Consider the following 22,114-nt stretch of genomic DNA (forward strand, 5'->3'; position numbering starts at 1 on the left):
TTGCGAGGGATTTTAGTTTATAATGCCGCTACATTTTTATTAAAGAAGTCTTTAAATTTTTGTTTGGTAATCATCGTTTCCAGCATAGCGAAGAATAAACAAGGTGATGCAACACAATTTTTCCTAAATTTACCATTCGGAGAAACCATGCTGGAGCAGATGGACGGATCATACAATAATCCATATAAGTTCAATGCAAAGGAATTGGATGAAGATACAGGATTGTATTATTATGGTGCGAGATATTATAACCCGAGGTTGAGTATTTGGTATGGCGTAGATCCGTTGGCGGAGAAAATGCCAAGCTGGTCGCCGTATGTATATACGTTTGATAATCCAGTAAGATTTACCGATCCAGACGGAATGGCACCGAAAGACATTATTTATTTAAATAATGATGGTAGTATTAATAGAGTTGTTAATAATGGTTCTAAATATATTACCCTGGTTCATAATAATAAATCTTTATTACTAGGAAATCTTCCCATGTCGAATGCTTATGGTTTTAATATGAAAGCAAGTAAAAATGTTATTGCCTATTATGGTTCAAAAATTGGGGCGACAAATATTAGTACAACATCGGAAAGAAGTAATAACTCCACCGCATATTATAATAATGATGGAGGTATTGTTTTTAATGCTCAGAAGAACGGCTATCTTCATCCTATGGTAAATAATAAATATGATTTAATGAATATTACATATCATGAAAACATGCATAAATATGACGATAATCATAATATTGAAGCTTCTACTTTTTATTCTCATGCCGTGGTTGCTAATAAAGCTGTCAGTCATTGGACATTTAAAGAATCATCAACAATCCATCAAGAAGGTGAAGTGGGATATTTTTCGCAATTAATAATGAATTCATATTATCAAGAGGGAAATACAGAAAGAGCAGATGATTTAATAAAAGATTTTAATACTAACAAATCAGGTTATTCATTATTATTTGATAAATCAAGTGGGAAAATGTACATCAATACTCCAGATAATAAAACTAAATCTGTAACTTATGAAAAATCTAATAGCGCTCCTAATCTTAAATAGTTTTTTTTTATTAAGCTGTACCAAAAGTTCGTTAGAACAAAAAATAACAGAAAAGAATAGTTTTTGGTATATTTTCGCATACAACAAAGAAGAAAACATTTATGAAAATATTAATTATGGATACATATTTTATCCTGATGGAAGTATTGACTATAAGGGTTTTGATTTTTCAACCAACTCTTTAAAGAGTTTTAGAATGGATGACGTTAAGCAGGTTATGAAATGGAATTATCAACAAAAAGATAATGTTCTGGAAATAGAAAATAAGACATATGATGTATTAAAGTTTAAAGTAGACACTTTAATATTACAATACTCCAATGACAAAAAGAAAAGAATTTTAATTAATCTACAAACTAAGAATCCAAGTAAACTTAAGTCATTTAGATTATAGAATAAAGAGGCTGCCTTACTTTTGAGACAGCCTCTTGTTGGAGTTGCTAACTTTGTTAGGACACAATTCTTATACTCTTTATCTTTAAGAGTATGAAAAAGATCAGAAAAAATTACAGTTTAGAGTTTAAGATCCAAGCAGTATCTTTAAGTGAGCAGCGAGGCAATATATCCTCGGTAGCTGAAGAATTGGGAATTTGTAAAGAAAGTTTAGTCAATTGGAGAAAGCTTCACAAAGAAGGTAAGCTTACAAAGGAAAAACAAATATCCTCTGATCCGATAAGGGAAGAGCTATTGAGGCTACGTAAGGAACTGGAAGAAACAAAGCTTGAACGTGACATCTTAAAAAAGGTAGGCATCTTCTCCAAGAGAGATGGGTAAGATATAAATTTATCAAAGAACACGCTGGAGTGTTTCCTGTCGGGAAGATGTGCAAAGTATTAAAGGTAAGCAGGAGCAGTTTTTATCATTGGAAGAAAAGAAAACCGAGTAGTCGGTCAGAAAGAAGAGCCATTTTATCAGCAGAAATCTTCAGTATTTATCATTGGAGCCGTGGGAGATATGGAAGCCCTCGTATTGCCCGAGAACTAGAAGCAAAAGGAATGAGAGCCTCACGTCCTTTAGTGGCTAGATTAATGAGAGAACGCAACCTGAGAAGTATTGTAAAGAAAAAATTTAAGAAAACTACCCAACTCATCTCATCGATACCCTGTTGCTGAAAATTATTTGAATCAAAACTTTCAGGTTAAAAGCAGTAAAGAGGTCTGGGTGTCTGATATTACGTATATCCGCACAGGTCAGGGTTGGTTGTATCTTACTACAGTCATTGATTTGTTTGACAGAAAGGTTATCGGCTGGTCATTAAGTGAGACGATGAAGGCTCAGGACACCAGTATTGCAGCCTTGAAGATGGCAAGGCGCAAGGCTTCATCGGCCTTTACAAGATCATGATAGCTTGATTTTCCATTCAGATAGAGGGATACAGTATGCGTGTACAGAATTTACATCAATAGTCGGAAAAAACATTACCCGAAGTATGAGCGGAAAAGGAAATTGTTATGACAATGCTGTAGCTGAGAGCTTTTTCAAAACTCTGAAAACCGAACTTGTCTATCAAAATAAATATGAAACTAGAGACCACGTCAAAAACTCTGTGTTTGAATATATAGAAACATTTTACAACACTCACAGAAGGCATTCGGCTTTAGGAAATTTAACCATAAAAGAGTATCAAAATTTAATGTCTAATCAATCTAAAAATGTAGCATAAGGAGTATATAAATTTTGTCTCAAAAATAGTTGCAAGTTCAATTATAAGCTACCATTTTTAGCCGGACACTATTATTTTCCAAATTGGAATAAATACATCTCAAACAAATTGCCTAAAACAAACGGAAAAGTAAAATTTTTAAATACAAAGAACTTAAACCGGAAATACTTCATCATCCCTAAAAACATTTACAATTCAAGTTTACTATATTACAAGCCTGCAGACAATCTGCGAGAAACCAGGGAAGATCAATATGTTATAGATCATTACTTTTTGAATGGACATCTAACTTTAGAAAAAAGAATAGAACCTACAAAGATTAATAATTTATCCATAAAGTATTCCTGGATGGAAAAACCTGAACCTACCAGAGATCCAAATCGTTTTTGGGGAATGGTTGATATTTCGGGGGATAGAACAACATCTTTCTCTTTATATAAGGAAGAAAATAGGGTGGAACTTTTCCTTCCAAACAAAGATGGATTGAATTTTAACTGTGAAAGTCCTTACGTGAATCCTTTCAGTAAAGTGAAAGTGATCTATTTACCTGTTTGGATAAAACAGGAATCTAATAATTATAGCTCAGCGATTTTATATAATAAGATACCACCAGAAAAAAATATTTACAGCTCAAAAGATGAAGGTAAAACCTGGCAAAAGGACAAAAAAGCAAAAGAGATATTTGACAAATATTCAATTTTTGATAAATACAAAAATGAAAGAAAAATTACTTTTATTGACAAAAATCACGCAGTAGTATATTACAAGGTCACTGAACCGGATGAATTGAAAAACAGAATAAGAGAACAAGGTATATACTACTTGCTTAAAAATATGAAAGTGATCGACTCTCTAAAAACGCCTAAAAACAACAACTTTTTTGAATATAACGAATTATCGATTCAAAATGACTCTGTGATATTAGGTAAGTACTGGCCAGATCAATATAACAACGTTGATTTTCAATTATCGTTAAAAAAGATCAATGATAAGTGAAAGTTTCAAGTAGATGAGAAAAGGGATGTTCAGAGTTCTAACAAAGAACAAGAGTTTCAAAAAAAAGATAGTATAAGAGATTATAAAAATTTTCAGCTTGTAAATGATCGAGAATTAATCTTTAAGAACGGCTCAGGAAAGATGATTTTAAATGATAAAGTTTCTGATTATTCCGATAGTAAGACAGTTATTGAGAGAGATAAAGAAATTTATTTAGTTGGGTATGAATCTGTCTTTTTATCCTTTGACGGAGGAACCAACTGGTATGTATATCCTGCGTCTATTTTACCCAATACTTACTATTATCTTTTAGATATTAACAGTAAAAATGAAATTAATTACTTCAGTAATGATCGAACTGATAGCAATAAAAGCATAACTACAAAAACATTTTATAAATTCGGTCCAAAATAGATTTTCAAAAACAAGCCAGATGAATTACCAGACATTTGAACCGGATCAGGACTTAACAGCATTTATCAAAAGTTATTGGACATTGGAAAGCCCGAAAGAAGAAACGTCTGAAAAGCAAACCATCGTTCCTGACGGATGTATGGAGATGATCTTTCATTATGGAGATCTATACAAACAATACTTGGATAATAGGAACAGCATTATCCAACCCAGATGTTTTGTCATCGGACAACTGACACGGCCACTTGAAATCGAGCCAACTGGCGAGACAGGAATTTTCTCCGTTCGCTTTCATCCGGAAGGATTTTTGCCTTTTACCAGTAATTCCATAAAAGAGATGGAAAATACCGCCGTTTCATTGGAAAAGCTGTTTGGAAAGGATGGACAGGAAATTGGGCAACAGGTCCTAAATGCCAATTCCACTTCGGAAAGAATAAAGCTTATTGAAATATTTTTACTTGATCGACTGACCGACATCGAAACCATTGATCGCATTGTCAAATCAACTGTTGAAACTATAATCACAGCCAACGGACAACTTTCGGTCGATGAACTGTCCCAGCTTACCCAAGTCAATCGAAGACAATTGTTACGCAAATTTTCTTCAGCCATTGGCCTCAGTCCAAAACAATTATCCAGGACGATCCGATTGCAGGCTGCCCTCAAAATGTTGCTCAACGATCAGTTCTCCAACCTCGCAGAACTGGCTTACGAAAACGAGTATTACGATCAGGCACACTTTATCAAAGAGTTTAAAGAATTTACCGGATCTACGCCCAAAGAATTTTATGGTACTCACCTTAAAATGTCCTCGCTTTTTTTACGGCACGGATTAGACTTGTCCCATTTTTACAATTTTAGTTTTCAAAAACATTGCAACTTTGCCAAATGACAATTATTCAATGAGCTAAAATTATGAAAACAGGAGCAAAATTTTTTATTACGGTTGTTAGTTTGGCTATTCTTTATGCCTGGACAATAAATTATAAAAATGATATTCAAAAAGCGGAATGGCTAATCGGTACGTGGGAAAATAAAACCCAAAGAGGCAGCATCTATGAAACCTGGACCAAGGCTCGCAATAATGAATTTTCGGGGAAAAGTTATAGCATAAAAGACAAAGACACGATCGTTTTTGAAAAGATCCGGCTCGTGCAGGAAAATAAAAAGTTGTTTTACATTCCCACTGTTAATAATCAAAATGGTGGTCTGCCTGTTCGTTTTGTCGCCAAAACTATTTCTGAAAATAAATTGGTCTTTGAAAATCCAGAGCACGACTTTCCGCAGATCATCGCTTACACAAAAATCACTTCCGATTCATTGATCGCAGAAATTTCAGGAACAAAAAAACGGACAGAAACGCAAACAGACCTTCCCAATGAAAAGAGTGAAAAGATAAAAACGTAATTAATATTTTATTGTAGCTGATTATTATTTCGGATATTTGAGTGTTGGCTAATTAAAATTTATGGGAAATAATATTCACCTAAAAAAGCTTCTTCTCATTTACCTTGTTGATCGTCTATTTGGGAATGATTTTCTCTTGTTCGGCAACCAGACATTCTCAGAATGCAATTCTTCATACAACAGATCCGCTGTATGAAGAAATTGAAACATTAGGTAATGAACTTACCATAAAGAATAATGTTCCCGGAGTTGCAGTAGCCGTGATCCGGGATGGAAAGATTGCCTGGATACAGTCGATCGGTTATGCGGATTTTGCAAGCAAAAAACCTGTAACTTCTGAAACGATCTTTAATATTGGCTCCATCTCCAAGTTGATCTCTGCCTGGGGCTTTATGCAGCTCACGGAAAAAGATCTTATCAAACTGGACGATTCCGTTGATCAATATCTAACCCGATGGCATTTACCGGAATCTGAATTTGACAGATCAAAAGTAACACTGAGACGGATCTTGAGCCATACAGCAGGGCTTTCGGTACACGGTTACGGCGGATCAGACCAAGGAATACCACTGTTAAGTCTGGAAGAATCACTGAACGGGAAAACCAAACGCAATGGTGAAACCGTACATCTTATCAGCGAGCCGGGAACTAAATGGGACTATTCCGGGGGAGGTTACACTCTTGCACAACTGCTTCTGGAAGAGAGAACGAACCAAAGTTTTGCCACCTATATGAAAAATAATATCTTCCTGCCACTTGGAATGAAAAATACCAATTATGAATGGACAGTAGAAATGATGGCTACTTCAGCAACGGCCTATGACGAAAATGGTAATCCTATAAAAAACCGGATCTTCACTGAAAAAGCAGCGGCAGGACTTCAGACCACTATCAAAGATCTGGCACATTTTGCAGAATTGTCAATTAACCGTAATCCAAAACAATTGAATAAAGTATTGAAACCGAGCACCATCAAGTTAATGGAAACGCCTGTTCTTCCAAGTTCCAACGAAGGTGAAAGCGGGCTGGGATATCGTTTTATGAATTATGAAGGTTTCAGAACCATAGGACACACCGGCGAAAATGTAGGCTGGAGTGCTGCTCTATTTTTGGATTTGCCAACGAAAAGCGGCATCATCGTTCTATGCAACGGATCCAATGGTGACCGGGTCTGGTTTCCGATCTATCAAAGCTGGTTAAAAACAGTTAATACTAAAAAATAGATTTTTAAAATAGTCCCTGCTAAAATGATTTTTTAGTGAAGTAAAACTATTAAATAAGAATCAAATTGTTTCATAACGACAACACTTCTTGCATAGTAGCTATGTTTTATTGACCCTCAGGGATATCAAGATCTTCCAAAGAACTTTTACCACCTGGAGTATCCGATTTTTTGATGACACTGATCTCTCCATTGAGCTCGATGACAACTGCCAGAACATCGTCTAACTTTTCAATTCCTTCCTGACGCACTACAGCGTTGATCTCATCAACCGTTATGGCCTCGGTGTTCATATTGTCTCTGAGGTATTTGCCTTTATAGAACAGTAAGCGTGGAGAGGAATTGATCAAGTGTTCCATTTTGTCCGATGTACTGACCAGTTTAGCGAACAGGTATTGTAAAGCTATTATCAGAAATAAGACCATTACACCTTCTGCCAATGGAACCATCGCAAGCATCATATAAGCCAATGTGGAACCCAGGGCGACCGTGACCACAAAATCAAAAGCGTTGAACTTAGCCAAGGTTCTTTTTCCTGAGATCCTGATGAAAAGGAACAGTATGACAAAAGAGGCAATGGTCATTAATGCGACCTGACCAAGTTTTTCCCAATTTTCAAACAACAAATCTTTCATTTACTATTTTTATCGTTAGTGTTGATAAAATAATGCCAGAAATGACCTGTAATGAAATGATTTTTACACAAATGTTTACGGTGGAATCTATTCCGTCAAGTTGTTTTTCCGACTCTGTGTGAACCTGTAAAGCTATTGTAATGTTTTTCTAACTTTTCGGTTGAACTTAGTGATCCAAAAGTCTCAGACTTTTAATTTTAAAAAATGCAAATCATTGATTTTGTCCCACTTAAAAGTATAATCTTGTTTTAGTGTTATGTCTGGACCAAAAGGTTTTGCTGTTTTATATTGCAAAATCTTTCCTGCTTTATACTCTTTATTGTTCCGAAAGTCAAAATCTGCTGTATCCAATGAATAATTGTCTTGATTGCAATAATGGGAATGGTCAGTTGCTAGAATAAAATAACAGATATCTATATCGTGACTTTTGTAAAGTTCAAGATTTGAAATATCTTTAAATACATCATAACGATTATTTGGTTCTCTGTGGTTTTCTTTTTTGAAAAATTTCAATTCGATAGCTGCTTTTGTCGTGTTGTCATTATCTTGATATTTTAATAACAAGTCAACTCTTGCTCTATTTGTTTTACTTTTAATACTGGCCCCATTCAATGAAATATAAGTCTCAAACTCGAGGTGAAATTTATCAACAAGGCGAAACTCATATAGTTGCCCAATTGTCTTGAGAATATGTCCAAACTCCATTTGAAAAGCGATTTCATTCCTAGCTGTTAGCCCACCAAATGCAAGTTTGTGAGTCAACAATTTGTATGCTGTCTCAATAATTTCTTCAGTTAGTTTAATTTGATTTTCTTTTAGTATTTATAGAGATGTTATCATATTGTTAAAACTAAATTTATTTATAACACAGTACTCAAATTTACATATTATAAATTACGCCAATCATCTTTGCATTGTAAAAGAAGTATCGGTATAAGATTACAAAGCATTTATTTCAAATAATCAATTCTCTTCAATCTCCTTCAATCTCTTATTTATAAATTCTATGGGTCTCATCCCATTAATTTCAAGAAAATGGGATGAAAACAATTGTCGGCTGGACATTCCACATTCTTTGGCTAAATCTTCAACTTTGTACAGCAGAAACTTTTTATTTTCCATAAGAAGATTGGTAATGTAACCGATTCTTAAAGTCTTGAGATACTGCGTGAAAGATATTTTCAAATGCTCGTTCAGCACGTAGGACAATTGGGAATGGTTTCGGCCAAGCATTTTGGCAACCTTTGGTAAAGTCAGATTTTTAGTCAGAAACTGCTTCTGCTCTTCAAACTTTTTAAGTTTTGATTTGATATCTTCGATAACTTCCTGGCTGAAAGGCTCTTTTTTTACCGGAAGAAATGGGAATTGTCTCAACAAAACCATCCTGATTTTTCATTCTTTCCAGTAATTCATAATACTTAATATCAATTCTTTTCTTTTTCATCCGCCGCCGGTAATCTAGCAGAACAAGCAACATAATAATGATAGATACAACCGCAGCAATAGTCAATAGGTTAATATTATGATTTTTCTTTTCCAACAATCGTTTGCCCTGTAGTAATGGAATCCTGTCATATTCGTGATAGATTTTTGATGCCATCATTGGAAAATCGGCAATGAGAATTGAATCCATTTTCAACAACTGGTCGATATAATATAATTGCCCATCAACATTACCATTTTGTTTTGCATCATCAAGAAGATATTGATAATTCGAGCGTATCTCAGGGCTTATGAAATGGAATTTATGAATCATAGAATCTACTTTATTCAGGTAACGCAAAGATTCCGCCCTGTTTCCTTGGAGCCAATATGCTTTTCCTAAATAAAAATAAACCAATGTTAATGAGCCGTAATCCTGATTAATAAGTAAAATATCACGTGATAGTTTTAAATGTTTTAAGGCTTCATTTTTATCTCCTTTTCTCAAAAGCTGTACGCCTTTTCCTGTTTGCAAATAACCGTATTCCAATAGATGGTCGTTGATATTTTCCAGTTTTTGCAAACCCATATCAATCAACGAATCTTCCTGACTGTACAATCCTAAATTTCTATAACAGTTGCTGAGCCGATAAATGCTGTTAAAATATCCCGCTTCATTATTCAGCTTGATGTTGGGATTAAGATTTTCTTTGAGACGTTCCTCAAAATACCTCGCTGTATTTCTAAAATGTCTGGACGCTTCCTGATAATCACCCAGATAACTTTTTACCATACCCAGATGATAGATAACCTTGTTTTTCTGATAATCGTTGTCTGAATTTTGAGACCATTGATAAGCTTTAAGATATTGTTCCAAAGCCTGCTTATACTGTCTTTTGTTGTAATAGTAAATGATTCCTTTTCCGAGGTAAGACCTTGAGATGACATCAGGGACTTTTGCTTGCAACGCCACAGAAATGGCACTGTCAGCGTAAGATAATTTGCAGTTTACATTTTTAGTATAAAAGATGGCTTCTTCATAACCGATGATTTGCTTATTAAGGCAATGCTCGCTTTTGGCTTTTTCGATATAGCGGTTTACAAATACTATTGCTCTTTCATCATTTTCAGGATAACCCGCATACAAGTCTGAAATCGTCTTGTATGTCAGTTTTTCTAAATCCTGCGCCAACATAAAGAAAGACAATAGATTGAAAATCAGCAGTGAAAGCTTATGATGATAATTCATAGCGATAAGATATACTCAAATTTACCGGAAAAATCTTTTTAAAATCACTTGTAGGAGCCAATGCCTTGACAGAAATCGTAAAAACGACACAAATATTTTATTTTCAGTTATTTAAAAACAAAAATAGTGGTAAAAATGTATCATTTGTGACTTGTAAATATAAATCGTTCCCACGATTTCTTTTAGTAGTGTTGCATTCACTGTAATTTAGTCTTCAGAATTCAGGGCAAATAAACTGGAAAGAAATTTAAAAACTAATAATGATTATGAAAATGTCGAAAACAAGAATCTCAGAATTCATCAGCTACTTTTTTTATCCTGCTGTTTTGTTACGTCGGCATCAGTAAGTTAATGGATTTTGAGAATTTTAGGAATCAGGTTTCAGCATCATCATTGTTGAATGGATTTTCACAATTCCTGCCATACATGATAATCATTGCTGAATTTCTGATTGTAGGATTGTTATGCTACCGGAAAACCAGAACGACAGGACTGATAGGAAGCTTTGTTTTGATGCTCATCTTCACCGGATATATTGCTTTACTACTAAGGACAAATAAAAATCTCCCTTGTTCCTGCGGCGGAATTTTGGAGAAAATGAGTTGGCATCAGCATCTGTATTTCAATATTGGCTGTGTCATCCTTTCTTCTATTGCTTTAGGTTTAAATCTAAGATACAGCAGGCCTGCTGACTAAGTATGTTACCGTAGTTTGCTTACGGATGATTATGACTGAATTTGCTATTAATGTTCAACCTTAAAATTAGGCAGCCGAAAGCTGTTTAACAACCGACAATTTTTAATGTATTTACTAACCACAATTTGTCCGGGAACACAAAGAATACGGTATAATGGTATGGCAAGTTTTGAAAACTATGGGTACAACAAGTAATTCTTACCGGTTCATCCGTAATTCCCAGGCAGATTTCTAAAGTTTTTAAGGTAATCTTTTTTTGATGTACAAAAAGACCGGAATAATGAAATTCAACCAATTTTTAAAAGTTAATGCGGTAGCGATTGCGGCCGTGATATTTTCAGGGGCTGTGATGTCCTTCAAAGTGATGGAGAAAAAGTCTGCTGACAAACAGTACTTTTACAACAGCAGTGATGTGTCAGAAGGTGCTTTCGCTGAAGTCGCCAACTGGCAGGAAGGCACAAGTCCATCCTGTATTACGTCAGGAAACAGACCTTGTTCGATGACCGTTCCGGAAGGAAGCAGCCTGAATGATGTGATCGACGGGCTGACCAATGCCCAGGTTCTTGCGATTCACCCAAGTGAAAGAAGACCTTAACTGATCAATCCTTAACGATGCAGGGCTGGAATTTTCCAGCCCTGTTTTTTTTCTTATAGTGAAAAGAGCGGTTTTTATAAATGTAACAAATTGATTATTACGATTGTCATTAGTATAATTAACCACTAAATATTTAAGATGAAAAAGTCATTTCAGAAAATCAAACTTATATCACTTCTGTTTGCCGTATTATTTTCAAAACACCTGACTGCTCAAAACACCACAGACAGTATTGATCTATTCATCAAACAAAAAATGGTACAGTTGAACATTCCTGGTCTTCAGGTAGCAATTGTACGGAACGGAAAAATTGATAAACTGAAAAATTACGGTTTCGCAAGCCTTGAACATCAGGTAGCAACCAGTTCAGGAACAACCTTTTCAATTAATTCTATGACCAAAGCTTTTGTAGGGGTAGCAATAATGCAGTTGCAGGAACAGGGTAAATTAAACGTAAAGGACCAGATATCCATATATATTGACGACATTCCTAACGAATGGAGATCTATAAGGATCGATCAGCTTTTAAGCAATACTTCCGGTCTTCCCAATAATATAAACGAAAAGGAACAGGTATTGGGGGATGGTGATGAAAATCGCAACTGGGAAATGGTAAGAAAATTACCCATGGAATTTAATCCCGGAGACAAATTCAGTTACAATCAGACAGGATATTATATTTTAGGAAGGATCATAACCAAACTCAGCGGCCAGCATTTTACAAAATTCATTGAAGAAAATCAATTCAGACCCTGCGGTATGGTCTCCACCCGTTTTGGCGATTCAAACGATGTCATTCCACATAATTCAAACGCGTATTCCACCATTTACAATGATGGCGGAAAGTGGATCAATGACGGTAAGCTGCATAATGACTATGCCACTTTTCCTCTGTTTTTCAGAACGGCAACCGGGATTATTTCCACCTCCGAAGACCTGGCCAAATGGCTTATTGCACTCCAAAGCAAAAAACTGTTGAAAAAACAATCAAGCCTGAATCAGATGTTTGCTACAGCCAGATTGAATAACGGAAATATCGGAGGATTCAATAAGTTGACCAATGGTTATGCCCTGGGCTGGCCGACAGTCGTCAGAGAAGAGCACCCTGCACTGGCACCCGTTGGCGGAATGCGCTCCGCATTGTTTGTCTATCCTCAGGACAATTTATCGGTAGTCGTGCTTACCAATCTCCAGGGTTCAAACCCCGAATGGTTCATTGATGAAATTGCCGGTTTCTATCTTCCGGATATGAAAGTAAAAAACGGCTTCGGATTAAGTAAGAATTTGAAGTTCCTGCGCCAGCAACTGTTAAAGAATGATTTTAAAGATGCCAATAAAATTTTCGACAAAATCAGTAAAGACGATAAAAACTTTAGTCTGACCGAGGATGAGGTCAATTCCTGGGGGTATCAGCTTATAGAACTAGGCAAAAAAAATGAAGCAATGGAAATTTTTAAATTGAATACCCTGTTGTTTCCAAAAAGTTCCAATGTCTACGATAGCTATGGTGAAATACTGGAAACCCTTGGAAATCGTAAGGAAGCCATCCTTAACTACAGGAAATCGTTAGAACTGAATCCTGACAATATCAATGCGGCCAATTATTTAAAAGATAAAAAATAAGAATGTGTCAGTAAACACATTTTAAAACTTAAGCCTATATGAAAAAAACGCTATTAATGTTCACTTTAATCTGCGCGTCAGGGTATTTTGCGCAGACAGGTCCTATAAAATTTCCTACCGACAATAAATTAAAAACAGCATCCGATTCCCTGGTAGATCGATCGATTTCTGCATTTATGCAGAATAATTCGAGAGTCGGTATTTCGGTAGGTATTATCAAAAATGGGAAGAAATTTATCTATAATTACGGCTCAACTGAAAGAGATAAGCAGGATCTTCCGACAGAACATACACTATACGAACTAGCTTCCATTACAAAGACATTTGGTTCAACGCTACTGGCAAAGGCCGTTCTTGATAAAAAGGTAAACCTGAATGATGACATAAGAAAATATCTGAAGGAAGATTATCCTAACTTGGAATATAACGGAACACCGATCACTTTGCTGAATTTGGCCAATCTTACATCGGGACTCCCCAATTGGATGCCGGATAAAGATATTTTTGGCAAAGCAGATCCGGATGCTATACCTTATATTTTAGATTCTGTACACACAATTTACAGCAGGCAGGATCTCTATCGGGATCTTCATCAGGTGAAATTAAAAGTGCTGCCGGGCAGCATTTCGAAGCACTGTAATACTGCAGCACAATTGCTGGGATATATAATGGAGCGTGTTTATAATGATAATTACGAAAATCTTCTGAAAAAATATTTTGCAAAGCCATTAAAGATGAGAAATACCTATCTGCTGAAATCCGGAGAAGTCCCATTAAAAATGGCAAAGGGCTACGACGGCAAAGGAAGAATAATGCCGGTGATTGATTGGGACGATCTCAGAGTGGCAGCCAGCATCGCATCATCCACTTCGGATATGTTGAAATATATGGATTTCCAATTGAATGAAAAAGATCCTGTGGTATCTCTGAGTCATCAGCCTACTTTTGGCAAGATCGAGGATGGTGCCGTTGCGCTTAACTGGAAAGTAAAAATAACAGAAGATGGCAGGAGAAGCATCTCACATACAGGAGGAAGCCTGGGATTCAGCAGCTATATGGTTTTTTATCCTGACTTGAATTCCGGTATTGTTCTATTGTCAAATGAGGCCGACCAAGGCACTCAAAATGAACTGATTACTTTGGCAGATAAGATAATGGTTCCTATAACACACGGATCAACCGGAAGGTAAGATTTATCCGTCGTCTCATGGGCACCCAAGTGAAAGAAGACCGTAACAGATCAATTCTTAACAAAACAGGGCTGGAAAATTCCAGCCCTGTTTTGTTTATCTCGGATTTTGTGGCATTCCGCTCAGAGTAATGATGTCTTCCGGAATGGCGATCGCATAGCGAGGGTCGTTTGGTGGTAAGCTATAAGTTTGTCCTTTAATTGTCCTTATCAACGTAACATTAGCCCCGTCCCGGTTATACCTTTTGAGGTCTGGCCATCGGAGTCCACGAATCAGCAGCTCTTTCCGCCGTTCTTTCAGAACAATATCCAAAGCCTGTGCTTGTGAATTGGCAGTTATCGGAACAAAAGTTCCTGTTTTCCATCTTTTAATAAGCAAGGTGTTAAGATAACCTATACCTTCCTGGATTTTATTCATTCTTACCTTACACTCAGCCGCCATCAGGTACAGCTCATCGATGGCCACACTCACTATCGGTCCGTTGGCATTATTGTAATACGCCTTGAACAACACTTCATTCGCAGTGTTCTTTCTAAAAAATATGGTTTTCCGCAAATCATTATTATCGTACATCTGGTAAATGTGGTCAGGGATCTTAGCCGGAATCAGATGGTATTCATACTTCATCGCTGCCCAGAGCAGGACCTCTTTGTTCAGTTCCGCAACAGGATAATCTGCATCAGGATTCAGGGTATTAAAATCCATCAGCTCACCACCAATATTCAATGCCGCTTCCGTATTGCTGAGCGCTTTCTCATAATCTCCCATAAAAAGATAAGTTCGGGCTAAAAGGCCATAAGCCGCTGCCCTTGAGATCCGCATTCCGGAAATCTGCTTTTGTAACAGTAGTGGAATGGCCGTCTGAAGATCACTGATGATCTGCTCATAGGTCTGCTTGACCGTTGATCGTACAGATGGAATATTCATATCCGGATCCAGTCTGAGGGGAAGACCCAAATCTGTTCCTGCGGTTGCGGGATTATAAGCCTTACACCAGATCTGAGCAGCATCCAGGTAGCGGAAAGCACGCAAAGCCAACGCCTGTCCTCTGATATTATCGGCCTGCTCGCCGGTATAGTTTTTATCCTTCATATTAAAAAGTACGGCATTACAAACGTAGATGCTCCGGTAACACGCTGACCAATCATTTCCGGAGGAAACAGAAGTCGCCACATTATCCGGCATCCAGGTATAAAGACGTTTGGAAGCCTCAAAGCTCAATGCATTATAATCAGCATCTGTCAGGTAATAATCATCCGAGCTGGTCTCACCGCTGGATGCAAAATCCACATTCAGAAAACCGTAGTTGTTAAGCAGGATTTGGTTATCCTCCAGCTTATCAGGCGTTGCCAGCTTCAGGTCTGACTTTTCGTCTAAAAAATCATTGCAGCTCAAAGCGGATAGTAATACCAATATTAGCACTGATGATTTAAGAAGTATTTTTATTGTTCTTATTATTTTGATTACGTTGATTGTTTTCATATCTCTGATTTTTTCATTTTATATTTTTAAAATTTAGCTTTTAAACCTAATGTGTACATCACAGGCGGCTTTACCACATTGCTGCCCAAATTAAAATCAGGATCGATCCCGCTTTTGCTTTCCTGCCACAGGATTCCCAGGTTGCTGATATTGGCATAAAGCTGTAAGGATTTAAGCGGCATCTGCTGCCACTGCTTTTTGCTGATCTCATAACCCAGGTTGATGTACTGCAAACGGATATGGTCGCCTTTCTCAATCAGAGCCGCCGAACCTGCATAGAAGGCATCCCTGTTGGAGTTGGTCTGATACTGGTTGGAAGGCACATCCGTAAAAGCCTCATCTCCGGGTTTCTGCCAGCGTAAAGCATAATCACTGTGTCCGACCCAATCTTTAAAAAGGCTGGTATAATTGATGGAAGGCCTTCTGAAATAATATCCCAGCTTATAGGTGATCCCTACATCCAAGGTCAATTGTTTATAAGAAAAGGTGTTGGTGAACGAACCGTAAACCGTAGGAATCGCAGAACCGAAATATTGCAGATCCTTCACATCGGCTCCCATCATCTTGGCGTAATCCTTACTGACCTCGCCATTCAGGTAACCTCTGGGATCACCATTCTGGGAATCGAGCCCTGCCCACCGGTAAGCAAATATCGAATAGACCGGTAAGCCTTCAATTCCTGAGATAGGCACACTAGAAAGCACAAAGTTCCGGGCAATGGTACTGCTTGGATAGTATTTTGTCACTTTATCTTTGTATGTACTGAAATTAGCCGTGGTCAGCCAACGGAATCCTTTATTGATGTTGATGGTCCTGAGTTCCACATCAACACCATTACCTTCAATACCTGCAACATTCCATATAAGACTTGTCAATCCTATGGTATAATCCAGCGGAACCTGCCCGAAGAGGTTTTCTCCTTTTTTACGGAAATATTCCACAGAGCCGGAGATCCTGTTGTTGCGGGTCGCAAAATCCAGTCCCGCATTGATCATCCTGACCGTTTCCCATCGAAGCTGTGGATTGTAATAGTTGTCAAACCTGGCCATCTGCTCCTGGGTGTAGGTGGAAACACCGAGTATGGCCATTGTCGTTACGGCGACCATTGCAGGATTGATATTACCATTATAACCATAAGAACCCCTGAGCTTCAGTTCAGGAAGCCACTTCAGAGGATAGAACTTTTCATTAGAAACATTCCAGGACATTCCTGCCGACCAAAACGGATTCCACTGGTCATTGGTCTTCAGCCCGAACAGGTTGCTCGCATCTCTTCTGGCACTTCCGGAAATGGTATAGCGGTTATCAAAGGTATAGGCAGCATTGGCATATACGGATACAAAACGGTTGTTCGTTTCCCGCAGGGCATTCAGGTTATCAATAAAGGAAGTACCACCCGTGATCAGCGGATATTTATTTTTAAAGTCCACGGTCCCAAATGAAAGGTTGTTCGGATCATAACCGTAGTATCTGGTATTGGCCGACTGGGAATTGGCATCCCTGACCTCCCCGCCGGCAATCGCTGAGATTTGATGTTTTCCAAATCCTCTGTTGAAATTCAGCTGACCACGGAAATTGTTGATGAGCAGCTGAGAGGTCGTTTTATCCAGTATGCTTCCTTTCGGAACGTTATAGGTAAGGCTGCCGTTGGAATTGATGACCGTGAAGCGGTTGACATAATCCCTGACATAATAGCTTTCTTCATCATACAGGCTGTTGGATAGCCCGGTAGTTCGCTGGTACTGGTATTTTAGGTCAGCTTCCAGTCCCTTCAGGATCTTGTAATTCAATCCCGCATTGAGAATAATCTCCGAGCTTCTGCCTGTACCTGAGAAATGCTGCCAGTCGGTCAGCGGATAATAATTCCAGTCCAGTAATTTTCCATTGCCTAATCCTGACTTATAGCCCTGCTCAAAAGATTTTGAGACGACAAGCGCATTGCCGTTCGCATCGGCCATTTCCATATACGGAACTGCATTGGTCTTCATAATAATACTACCGTAAGCACTTCTTCCGTTTCTGGTTGCTGAATGGGTAAAGAAGATTCCGGTATTCAGTGTCAGGTTCTTGAATGGTTGCCAGCTGTTCTGGAAACGCAGGTTCAACCTTTGATATTTCTCGCCCAGGTTTCCGGTATTGTCGTCATAGCCCAATGAAGAAGTCCACGAAAACTGGGGTGCACCGCCAGCCATACTGAGTGAATACTGCCTGTTTTCGAGTGGCTGGTACATATACCTTTTGAACTGGTCACGGGAATCGATGTCTTTGAGTCGTTCAATTTCCTGCTGGACCGCCTCGTGAGAAAGCAGGCCTTTCTTTTCCTTGTTGAGAAGATCCACAACCGGAGAAAGCACAGGATGGCTGGAAGAGTTGATGTCTGTATTATAAAAGTTCTTTTTAAAAAGCTCCTGTTCCACATCGATGAAATCTGCACTGGAAATTACTTTGAGGTAATTCAGATCCGGCTTGGGGCTTGTCGTGAGATAGGTATTGAAATCTACTGTTATCGGCTGATTATATTTTGATGCTTTAGTGGTAATAACGATGACCCCGTTGGCTGCCCGGGCTCCCCAGATGCTTGCTGCTGCGGCATCTTTGAGGATGGTGATGTTTTCAACGATATTGGGATTCAAATTGCTGATGTCACCATCGTAGGGAAAATTGTCCACAACGATGAGGGGCGCTTTAGGTCCCTGAATCGTGCTGAGTCCTCTGACCATAATCTGGGGTGTTCCCTGTGAAGTTCCCCGGCTGATGACAATGCCGTTAGCAGTGGCAGCCAGGCGGTCAAGGATATTGGTGGAGACCTGTGTGCTCAATGCTGTCTTACCCACGGAAGAGAACGAACCTGTGGAACGTTCTTTCGGTATTTTCTGATAGCCGGTGGTCAGTACCACTTCATCGATCTGCGCCACTTTCTCTGACAGGTAAATCCTCAAAGGTTCTGAAAGTGGCAGTTCCAAAGGAAGCACCTTTTCTTCATAGCCCTTTCCTAGAATAACCAGGCTAATCTTTTTCTCGTATGTATTAAGGCTGAATTTCCCATTTTGGTCTGTTGTGGTCGCGGTTTTGGTGTTCTGTATGGCTACCGTTACGCCTTTCACCGGCAATCGGGTGGTTTCATCTATCACACTTCCAGTAATCATCTGCTGCGCCATTACTGGCAAAGCAAAGCAGATGGTGGGAAGCATTAATAATTTCTTCATAGTTGGGTATAGTTTTGAGTTAATGTTAGTTCAAAGGAATTCTTTAAATGTGATTTTTAGAATCAGAAAAGTGAGAGTGTCTTAATCGGAACAATTTGAATTTCAGAATCCAAAGGATAAATCGTCCAGTTCGGTTGGTAGTAGAATATTGACAGATAGATTCATTACTAATTATCTTTAATGACCATCATCAATAGGTTTCGCTCTGCCGGGATCAGGTCAAGATCATATTTCTGAAGTTCTTTTCTTAGAGTTGAAATATCTTTGACACCTGAAACTTCCAGATCTACATTTCCGGTATAGCCGGTCTCATCGACAAAGATTTCTTTAATGGGAATTTCGCCGTTCAGCATATTGATCATAGTACTGAGCGGTGCATTTCTAAGGATAGAAGGTGTTCGTGGAAAGGTGGAACGTTTTTCCCCGCCTTTGGTTGCCAGTTTGTCCTTCTGACTTGTTCTCACCAGCACCAGACATTGTACAGGTCTCTTTTCCAGTGTTACCGTATAACCGGAATAGCGGTTGATGTCATCCAGCATATATTGATAAAGCGCATCAGCCTTATTTTCAGGAATGATGAATTCGTAGTTGTACAAATTGGAGGTATCATTGGAACCGTCTGCTTTTTGTTGAAGCATCAGCTTTTGGGGTTCTTTAACCTCGATAAGCATTCTTTTACCCGTAAAGGATTCTTGAGACTGCTGTCTGAATAGTTCAAAGCCGATGGCATAATACATATCCCAAAGAGGCAGATTGGTAAATTGTCTGCCATTGATCGTTCCTGATGGTGTGGTTCGGAATGTTCCGCCGGAACCAATGTCGGGAATAGGGCCTTTGGCAAAGAATGAATAATTGAGGAGTTGGATATTTTTCTGACGATCATAATCCCCGGAAAGCATCAACGGACGTTTACGGTCCATCTGGATAATGGTCTGCAATGAGGATTGTTTTCCGTCCAGTATCTCATTGATGGTCTCCTCGGTGAGCTGCGTTGCGTCGGTGGTACTCAGTAATTTTCCATCTTTGATCCAGATGATGAACGGGACGCCTGCGTGCGGAAAAAGTTGATGGAAATAGGAATCGTTGTAAACGGAGGTTAGCGTATTAAACTTCTTTCCGTTTTGAGATGCAAAAAAATTTATCCAGTGCCGCTTTATCCTGGTTGCTTACCGGAATTATCCTGATCCTGTCCCCGAACTTCTGCTGCAAAGAAGTAATCTTGGGAATATTCATCAGGCAGGCACTGCACCAGGTGTTCCAGAAATCAATTAAGATCAATTTATTCTTATCCTGGGAAAGATCTAAGGTTTTTTGCGTGTGGTTGACCACGGGATGTGTGGTTGACCAGAAACTTTCGGGAAGAGCTTCTCCGACTTTAACAGAGTTGTTCTGGGCAAAGGATGTGGTAGCCGCCACCAAGGTAAAAACAAGGGACAGGATTCCCCTGCAAAAGATATTTTTCATACTTTTGAATAGGTTTTTAATAATTATTAATAACTGATTATGCTCTTTCCTGTGGTCGGCAAACTGAGGGAAAGGGCTTTTTTATTTTTTATTTTGGGGTAATTTCTAAGTGCTGTTTTCCATTCTCTGAATTTTTAATTTGCCGGTTATTGATTCTTTTGGATTCTTCTTTCGAGGATAAGATGTGCCGCATCCAGCATTTTGGTAAGATGGATATAGGGGCTGATAAGGCTGCTTTCCTCAGCATTTTTAAATACACCCATCGAGAAATAGACTGCAATGGCTATATGGTAGTAAAAATCCCTGATGCTGTATTCTGCAAAAGCATTTTGAAATACCAGGGTTGGATTACGGTATTCCTCATCCGAAAGCGAAGCCTGTATCAATGGAGAAGGATTCTCAGGAGAACTAGTCATTTCCCAGGTCGTTTGTTTTAGTTTGATTGCATAACAAGCCCGCACAAAAGACCGCAAGGCCTGATGGAAATGGAAGATCGCCGAAGAATCTTCATTGATCGCCATTTTCTTTTTCCCTGCATATATCATAATGTTATTGAGCATCTGTTTGGCGGTAACCAGATCATTGAACTGGAAAAAGGATTCAATAAGTTTTATCCTGGAATGTTTCTTGCTGCCGGACCAAAATCGGGCTTCAAAGTCTATCCTTTTATTTTTCAATCGTTTTAGTTGGGTTTATTGACCGCATAGGAGGAAGCGTTGGAAATCTTTCATACAAAGCTCCCTGCCCATACAAGCCAAAAATTAATATGAATGAAAATTGTGTCCCGTGAAAGCTGTAAAGCCGCAATGGTTGCGCTGCCATTGTATCTGTCTTAATCTGATACTGTATTTTGTAAAAGCAGCTTAGAGAATTGTAGAGATAGCGGACTGCATAGGAAATAAAACGGCGTGGAACTCTACAATATCTAACTTGAGGCACTGGTATACCTTGGAACAGATAAGAGAGCCCACGCCTAGGTCGTGAGCTTTCTGCTTATCGTCTCGTCCCTTTTAAAGTACCAGTTTTCAAGTTGAGATTCTAAGCAATAGCTTCTAATATTTCGTTGAAGTATCGCAAAGTTACGTTTCAGTAACTTATTTTACAAATATAATAAAAAATCGAATACAACAACATATATGTGTTGATGAAAATCTTTTTAAAACACAAAATTTACTAAATGTATATATGGGAGATAGAAGAACTAAAAATTCAAATTGGAAAACTGTTCCAATTTAATAGGCTGAAAAATAAACTTTCACAGTTACAAGTAAGCAATGAACTTAACTTATCAAGCAATCACGTGGGTAGAATTGAAAGAGCAGAAACAAATCCAACGTTAGAAATTGTGGTTAAATTCTGCAATTTTTTTGAGATTGATATCTTACATTTATTTACTAAGCTCAATGAAAAAGAATTAAATGATTTGAATATGGAGATTGAACGTCTTCAAAAAGAATTTAAAAATCATAACATAAGAAAATCCTGACTAATTGTTGGGATTTTTCATTTTACGGAAAACCGTGATGATATAATATCAAACCTCTTTACATTTACTTTACTAACCAAAAATTATTTATTATGAGTGACGATTTAAGTAAAAGAAAACCGCAAGATACAAGTAAAGTAAATCTGAACGAAACTTGGGAACTAGAATACTGGTCAAACAAGTTTGGTGTTACCAAAGAAAAGTTGAAAGAAGCAGTTAAGGCTGTTGGAACTTCTGCTGCTGAAATACAGAAGTACCTTGAAAAATAACTCGAGTTTTTTAATTTAATCAGTAAATACTGACGAGAGTTG

Annotated in this window: 22 protein-coding genes and 1 pseudogene; 14 read left to right on the forward strand and 9 right to left on the reverse strand. The window is 38.0% G+C overall.

Annotated features, from left to right (window positions below; all coding sequences use genetic code 11):
- The 8 genes and pseudogenes from AAHI02_RS00590 to AAHI02_RS00625 all read left to right on the forward strand — a co-directional run bounded on the left by AAHI02_RS00590 (nt 1) and on the right by AAHI02_RS00625 (nt 6,756).
- The gene (locus tag AAHI02_RS00590; protein WP_346984950.1) at nt 1–1,053 is read left to right on the forward strand and encodes an RHS repeat-associated core domain-containing protein; all 1,053 of its coding nucleotides are present in this window, start codon (nt 1–3) and stop codon (nt 1,051–1,053) included.
- The gene (locus tag AAHI02_RS00595) at nt 1,019–1,447 is read left to right on the forward strand and encodes a hypothetical protein (protein WP_346984951.1); all 429 of its coding nucleotides are present in this window, start codon (nt 1,019–1,021) and stop codon (nt 1,445–1,447) included. The genes AAHI02_RS00590 and AAHI02_RS00595 overlap by 35 nt, the downstream gene beginning before the upstream one ends.
- Before the next feature lie 92 nt (nt 1,448–1,539).
- A pseudogene (locus AAHI02_RS00600) lies at nt 1,540–2,716 on the forward strand (IS3 family transposase).
- Between the two features lie 108 nt (nt 2,717–2,824).
- On the forward strand, nt 2,825–3,712 hold the full coding sequence (locus AAHI02_RS00605) for a hypothetical protein (protein ID WP_346984952.1): 888 nt from the start codon (nt 2,825–2,827) through the stop codon (nt 3,710–3,712).
- Between the two features lie 141 nt (nt 3,713–3,853).
- Nucleotides 3,854–4,126, forward strand: a complete 273-nt coding sequence (locus AAHI02_RS00610; RefSeq protein WP_346984953.1) for a hypothetical protein — start codon at nt 3,854–3,856, stop codon at nt 4,124–4,126.
- A gap of 19 nt (nt 4,127–4,145) precedes the next feature.
- Nucleotides 4,146–5,018, forward strand: coding sequence for a helix-turn-helix transcriptional regulator (locus AAHI02_RS00615; RefSeq protein WP_346984954.1), 873 nt, complete (start codon nt 4,146–4,148; stop codon nt 5,016–5,018).
- Nucleotides 5,019–5,041: 23 nt separating this feature from the next.
- Nucleotides 5,042–5,533: a DUF6265 family protein gene (locus AAHI02_RS00620; RefSeq protein ID WP_346984955.1), complete on the forward strand. Its 492-nt coding sequence runs from the start codon at nt 5,042–5,044 to the stop codon at nt 5,531–5,533.
- 104 nt (nt 5,534–5,637) lie between these two features.
- Nucleotides 5,638–6,756, forward strand: a complete 1,119-nt coding sequence (locus AAHI02_RS00625) for a serine hydrolase domain-containing protein (protein ID WP_346984956.1) — start codon at nt 5,638–5,640, stop codon at nt 6,754–6,756.
- Nucleotides 6,757–6,862: 106 nt separating this feature from the next.
- Here the strand turns inward: AAHI02_RS00625 and AAHI02_RS00630 are convergent, their stop codons facing one another.
- The 4 genes from AAHI02_RS00630 to AAHI02_RS00645 form a co-directional block, all read right to left on the reverse strand.
- A complete protein-coding gene (locus AAHI02_RS00630; RefSeq protein ID WP_346984957.1) occupies nt 6,863–7,339 on the reverse strand; it encodes a YetF domain-containing protein in 477 nt (158 codons plus the stop codon).
- Between the two features lie 234 nt (nt 7,340–7,573).
- On the reverse strand, nt 7,574–8,152 hold the full coding sequence (locus tag AAHI02_RS00635) for a hypothetical protein (RefSeq protein ID WP_346984958.1): 579 nt from the start codon (nt 8,150–8,152) through the stop codon (nt 7,574–7,576).
- 201 nt (nt 8,153–8,353) lie between these two features.
- Complete coding sequence (locus tag AAHI02_RS00640) at nt 8,354–8,767, reverse strand: helix-turn-helix domain-containing protein (protein WP_346984959.1); 414 nt, start codon at nt 8,765–8,767, stop codon at nt 8,354–8,356.
- A complete protein-coding gene (locus AAHI02_RS00645) occupies nt 8,685–10,061 on the reverse strand; it encodes a hypothetical protein (RefSeq protein ID WP_346984960.1) in 1,377 nt (458 codons plus the stop codon). The genes AAHI02_RS00640 and AAHI02_RS00645 overlap by 83 nt, the downstream gene beginning before the upstream one ends.
- A 351-nt stretch (nt 10,062–10,412) precedes the next feature.
- On the opposite strand from AAHI02_RS00645, the gene AAHI02_RS00650 reads away from it, so the two are divergent.
- From AAHI02_RS00650 to AAHI02_RS00665, 4 genes are all read left to right on the forward strand, one after another.
- The gene (locus AAHI02_RS00650; RefSeq protein ID WP_346984961.1) at nt 10,413–10,757 is read left to right on the forward strand and encodes a MauE/DoxX family redox-associated membrane protein; all 345 of its coding nucleotides are present in this window, start codon (nt 10,413–10,415) and stop codon (nt 10,755–10,757) included.
- A gap of 280 nt (nt 10,758–11,037) precedes the next feature.
- A complete protein-coding gene (locus AAHI02_RS00655) occupies nt 11,038–11,352 on the forward strand; it encodes a hypothetical protein (RefSeq protein WP_346984962.1) in 315 nt (104 codons plus the stop codon).
- A 138-nt stretch (nt 11,353–11,490) separates the two neighbouring features.
- On the forward strand, nt 11,491–12,975 hold the full coding sequence (locus AAHI02_RS00660) for a serine hydrolase (RefSeq protein ID WP_346984963.1): 1,485 nt from the start codon (nt 11,491–11,493) through the stop codon (nt 12,973–12,975).
- A gap of 38 nt (nt 12,976–13,013) precedes the next feature.
- Entirely contained in the window at nt 13,014–14,165 is a 1,152-nt protein-coding gene (locus AAHI02_RS00665; protein ID WP_346984964.1) for a serine hydrolase domain-containing protein, read from the forward strand.
- A gap of 96 nt (nt 14,166–14,261) precedes the next feature.
- On the opposite strand, the gene AAHI02_RS00670 is transcribed toward AAHI02_RS00665, so the two are convergent.
- The 5 genes from AAHI02_RS00670 to AAHI02_RS00690 all read right to left on the reverse strand — a co-directional run bounded on the left by AAHI02_RS00670 (nt 14,262) and on the right by AAHI02_RS00690 (nt 20,994).
- Complete coding sequence (locus tag AAHI02_RS00670) at nt 14,262–15,647, reverse strand: RagB/SusD family nutrient uptake outer membrane protein (protein ID WP_346984965.1); 1,386 nt, start codon at nt 15,645–15,647, stop codon at nt 14,262–14,264.
- 26 nt (nt 15,648–15,673) lie between these two features.
- Entirely contained in the window at nt 15,674–18,853 is a 3,180-nt protein-coding gene (locus AAHI02_RS00675; protein WP_346984966.1) for a SusC/RagA family TonB-linked outer membrane protein, read from the reverse strand.
- A 167-nt stretch (nt 18,854–19,020) separates the two neighbouring features.
- Nucleotides 19,021–19,791, reverse strand: coding sequence for a hypothetical protein (locus AAHI02_RS00680; RefSeq protein WP_346984967.1), 771 nt, complete (start codon nt 19,789–19,791; stop codon nt 19,021–19,023).
- 166 nt (nt 19,792–19,957) lie between these two features.
- On the reverse strand, nt 19,958–20,317 hold the full coding sequence (locus AAHI02_RS00685) for a thioredoxin domain-containing protein (RefSeq protein ID WP_346984968.1): 360 nt from the start codon (nt 20,315–20,317) through the stop codon (nt 19,958–19,960).
- Between the two features lie 146 nt (nt 20,318–20,463).
- Nucleotides 20,464–20,994: a hypothetical protein gene (locus AAHI02_RS00690; protein WP_346984969.1), complete on the reverse strand. Its 531-nt coding sequence runs from the start codon at nt 20,992–20,994 to the stop codon at nt 20,464–20,466.
- Nucleotides 20,995–21,494: 500 nt separating this feature from the next.
- On the opposite strand from AAHI02_RS00690, the gene AAHI02_RS00695 reads away from it, so the two are divergent.
- Complete coding sequence (locus AAHI02_RS00695) at nt 21,495–21,803, forward strand: helix-turn-helix transcriptional regulator (RefSeq protein WP_346984970.1); 309 nt, start codon at nt 21,495–21,497, stop codon at nt 21,801–21,803.
- 92 nt (nt 21,804–21,895) lie between these two features.
- Nucleotides 21,896–22,072, forward strand: a complete 177-nt coding sequence (locus AAHI02_RS00700; protein ID WP_346984971.1) for a DUF3606 domain-containing protein — start codon at nt 21,896–21,898, stop codon at nt 22,070–22,072.
- Nucleotides 22,073–22,114 lie beyond the last annotated feature (42 nt).

The organism is Chryseobacterium sp. POE27 (assembly GCF_039727685.1).
In the GTDB taxonomy this organism is placed as follows: Bacteria; Bacteroidota; Bacteroidia; order Flavobacteriales; family Weeksellaceae; genus Chryseobacterium.

Excerpts from the sequence above, each read along its gene's own strand:
- AAHI02_RS00695 (WP_346984970.1), top strand. The coding sequence starts at position 21,495 with ATGTATATATGGGAGATAGAAGAACTAAAAATTCAAATTGGAAAACTG.
- AAHI02_RS00610 (WP_346984953.1), top strand. The coding sequence starts at position 3,854 with ATGATTTTAAATGATAAAGTTTCTGATTATTCCGATAGTAAGACAGTT.
- AAHI02_RS00645 (WP_346984960.1), bottom strand. The coding sequence starts at position 10,061 with ATGAATTATCATCATAAGCTTTCACTGCTGATTTTCAATCTATTGTCT.
- AAHI02_RS00675 (WP_346984966.1), bottom strand. The coding sequence starts at position 18,853 with ATGAAGAAATTATTAATGCTTCCCACCATCTGCTTTGCTTTGCCAGTA.
- AAHI02_RS00670 (WP_346984965.1), bottom strand. The coding sequence starts at position 15,647 with ATGAAAACAATCAACGTAATCAAAATAATAAGAACAATAAAAATACTT.
- AAHI02_RS00685 (WP_346984968.1), bottom strand. The coding sequence starts at position 20,317 with ATGAAAAATATCTTTTGCAGGGGAATCCTGTCCCTTGTTTTTACCTTG.
- AAHI02_RS00665 (WP_346984964.1), top strand. The coding sequence starts at position 13,014 with ATGAAAAAAACGCTATTAATGTTCACTTTAATCTGCGCGTCAGGGTAT.
- AAHI02_RS00700 (WP_346984971.1), top strand. The coding sequence starts at position 21,896 with ATGAGTGACGATTTAAGTAAAAGAAAACCGCAAGATACAAGTAAAGTA.
- AAHI02_RS00660 (WP_346984963.1), top strand. The coding sequence starts at position 11,491 with ATGAAAAAGTCATTTCAGAAAATCAAACTTATATCACTTCTGTTTGCC.
- AAHI02_RS00620 (WP_346984955.1), top strand. The coding sequence starts at position 5,042 with ATGAAAACAGGAGCAAAATTTTTTATTACGGTTGTTAGTTTGGCTATT.
- AAHI02_RS00650 (WP_346984961.1), top strand. The coding sequence starts at position 10,413 with ATGGATTTTGAGAATTTTAGGAATCAGGTTTCAGCATCATCATTGTTG.
- AAHI02_RS00615 (WP_346984954.1), top strand. The coding sequence starts at position 4,146 with ATGAATTACCAGACATTTGAACCGGATCAGGACTTAACAGCATTTATC.
- AAHI02_RS00655 (WP_346984962.1), top strand. The coding sequence starts at position 11,038 with ATGAAATTCAACCAATTTTTAAAAGTTAATGCGGTAGCGATTGCGGCC.
- AAHI02_RS00630 (WP_346984957.1), bottom strand. The coding sequence starts at position 7,339 with ATGACCATTGCCTCTTTTGTCATACTGTTCCTTTTCATCAGGATCTCA.
- AAHI02_RS00595 (WP_346984951.1), top strand. The coding sequence starts at position 1,019 with ATGAAAAATCTAATAGCGCTCCTAATCTTAAATAGTTTTTTTTTATTA.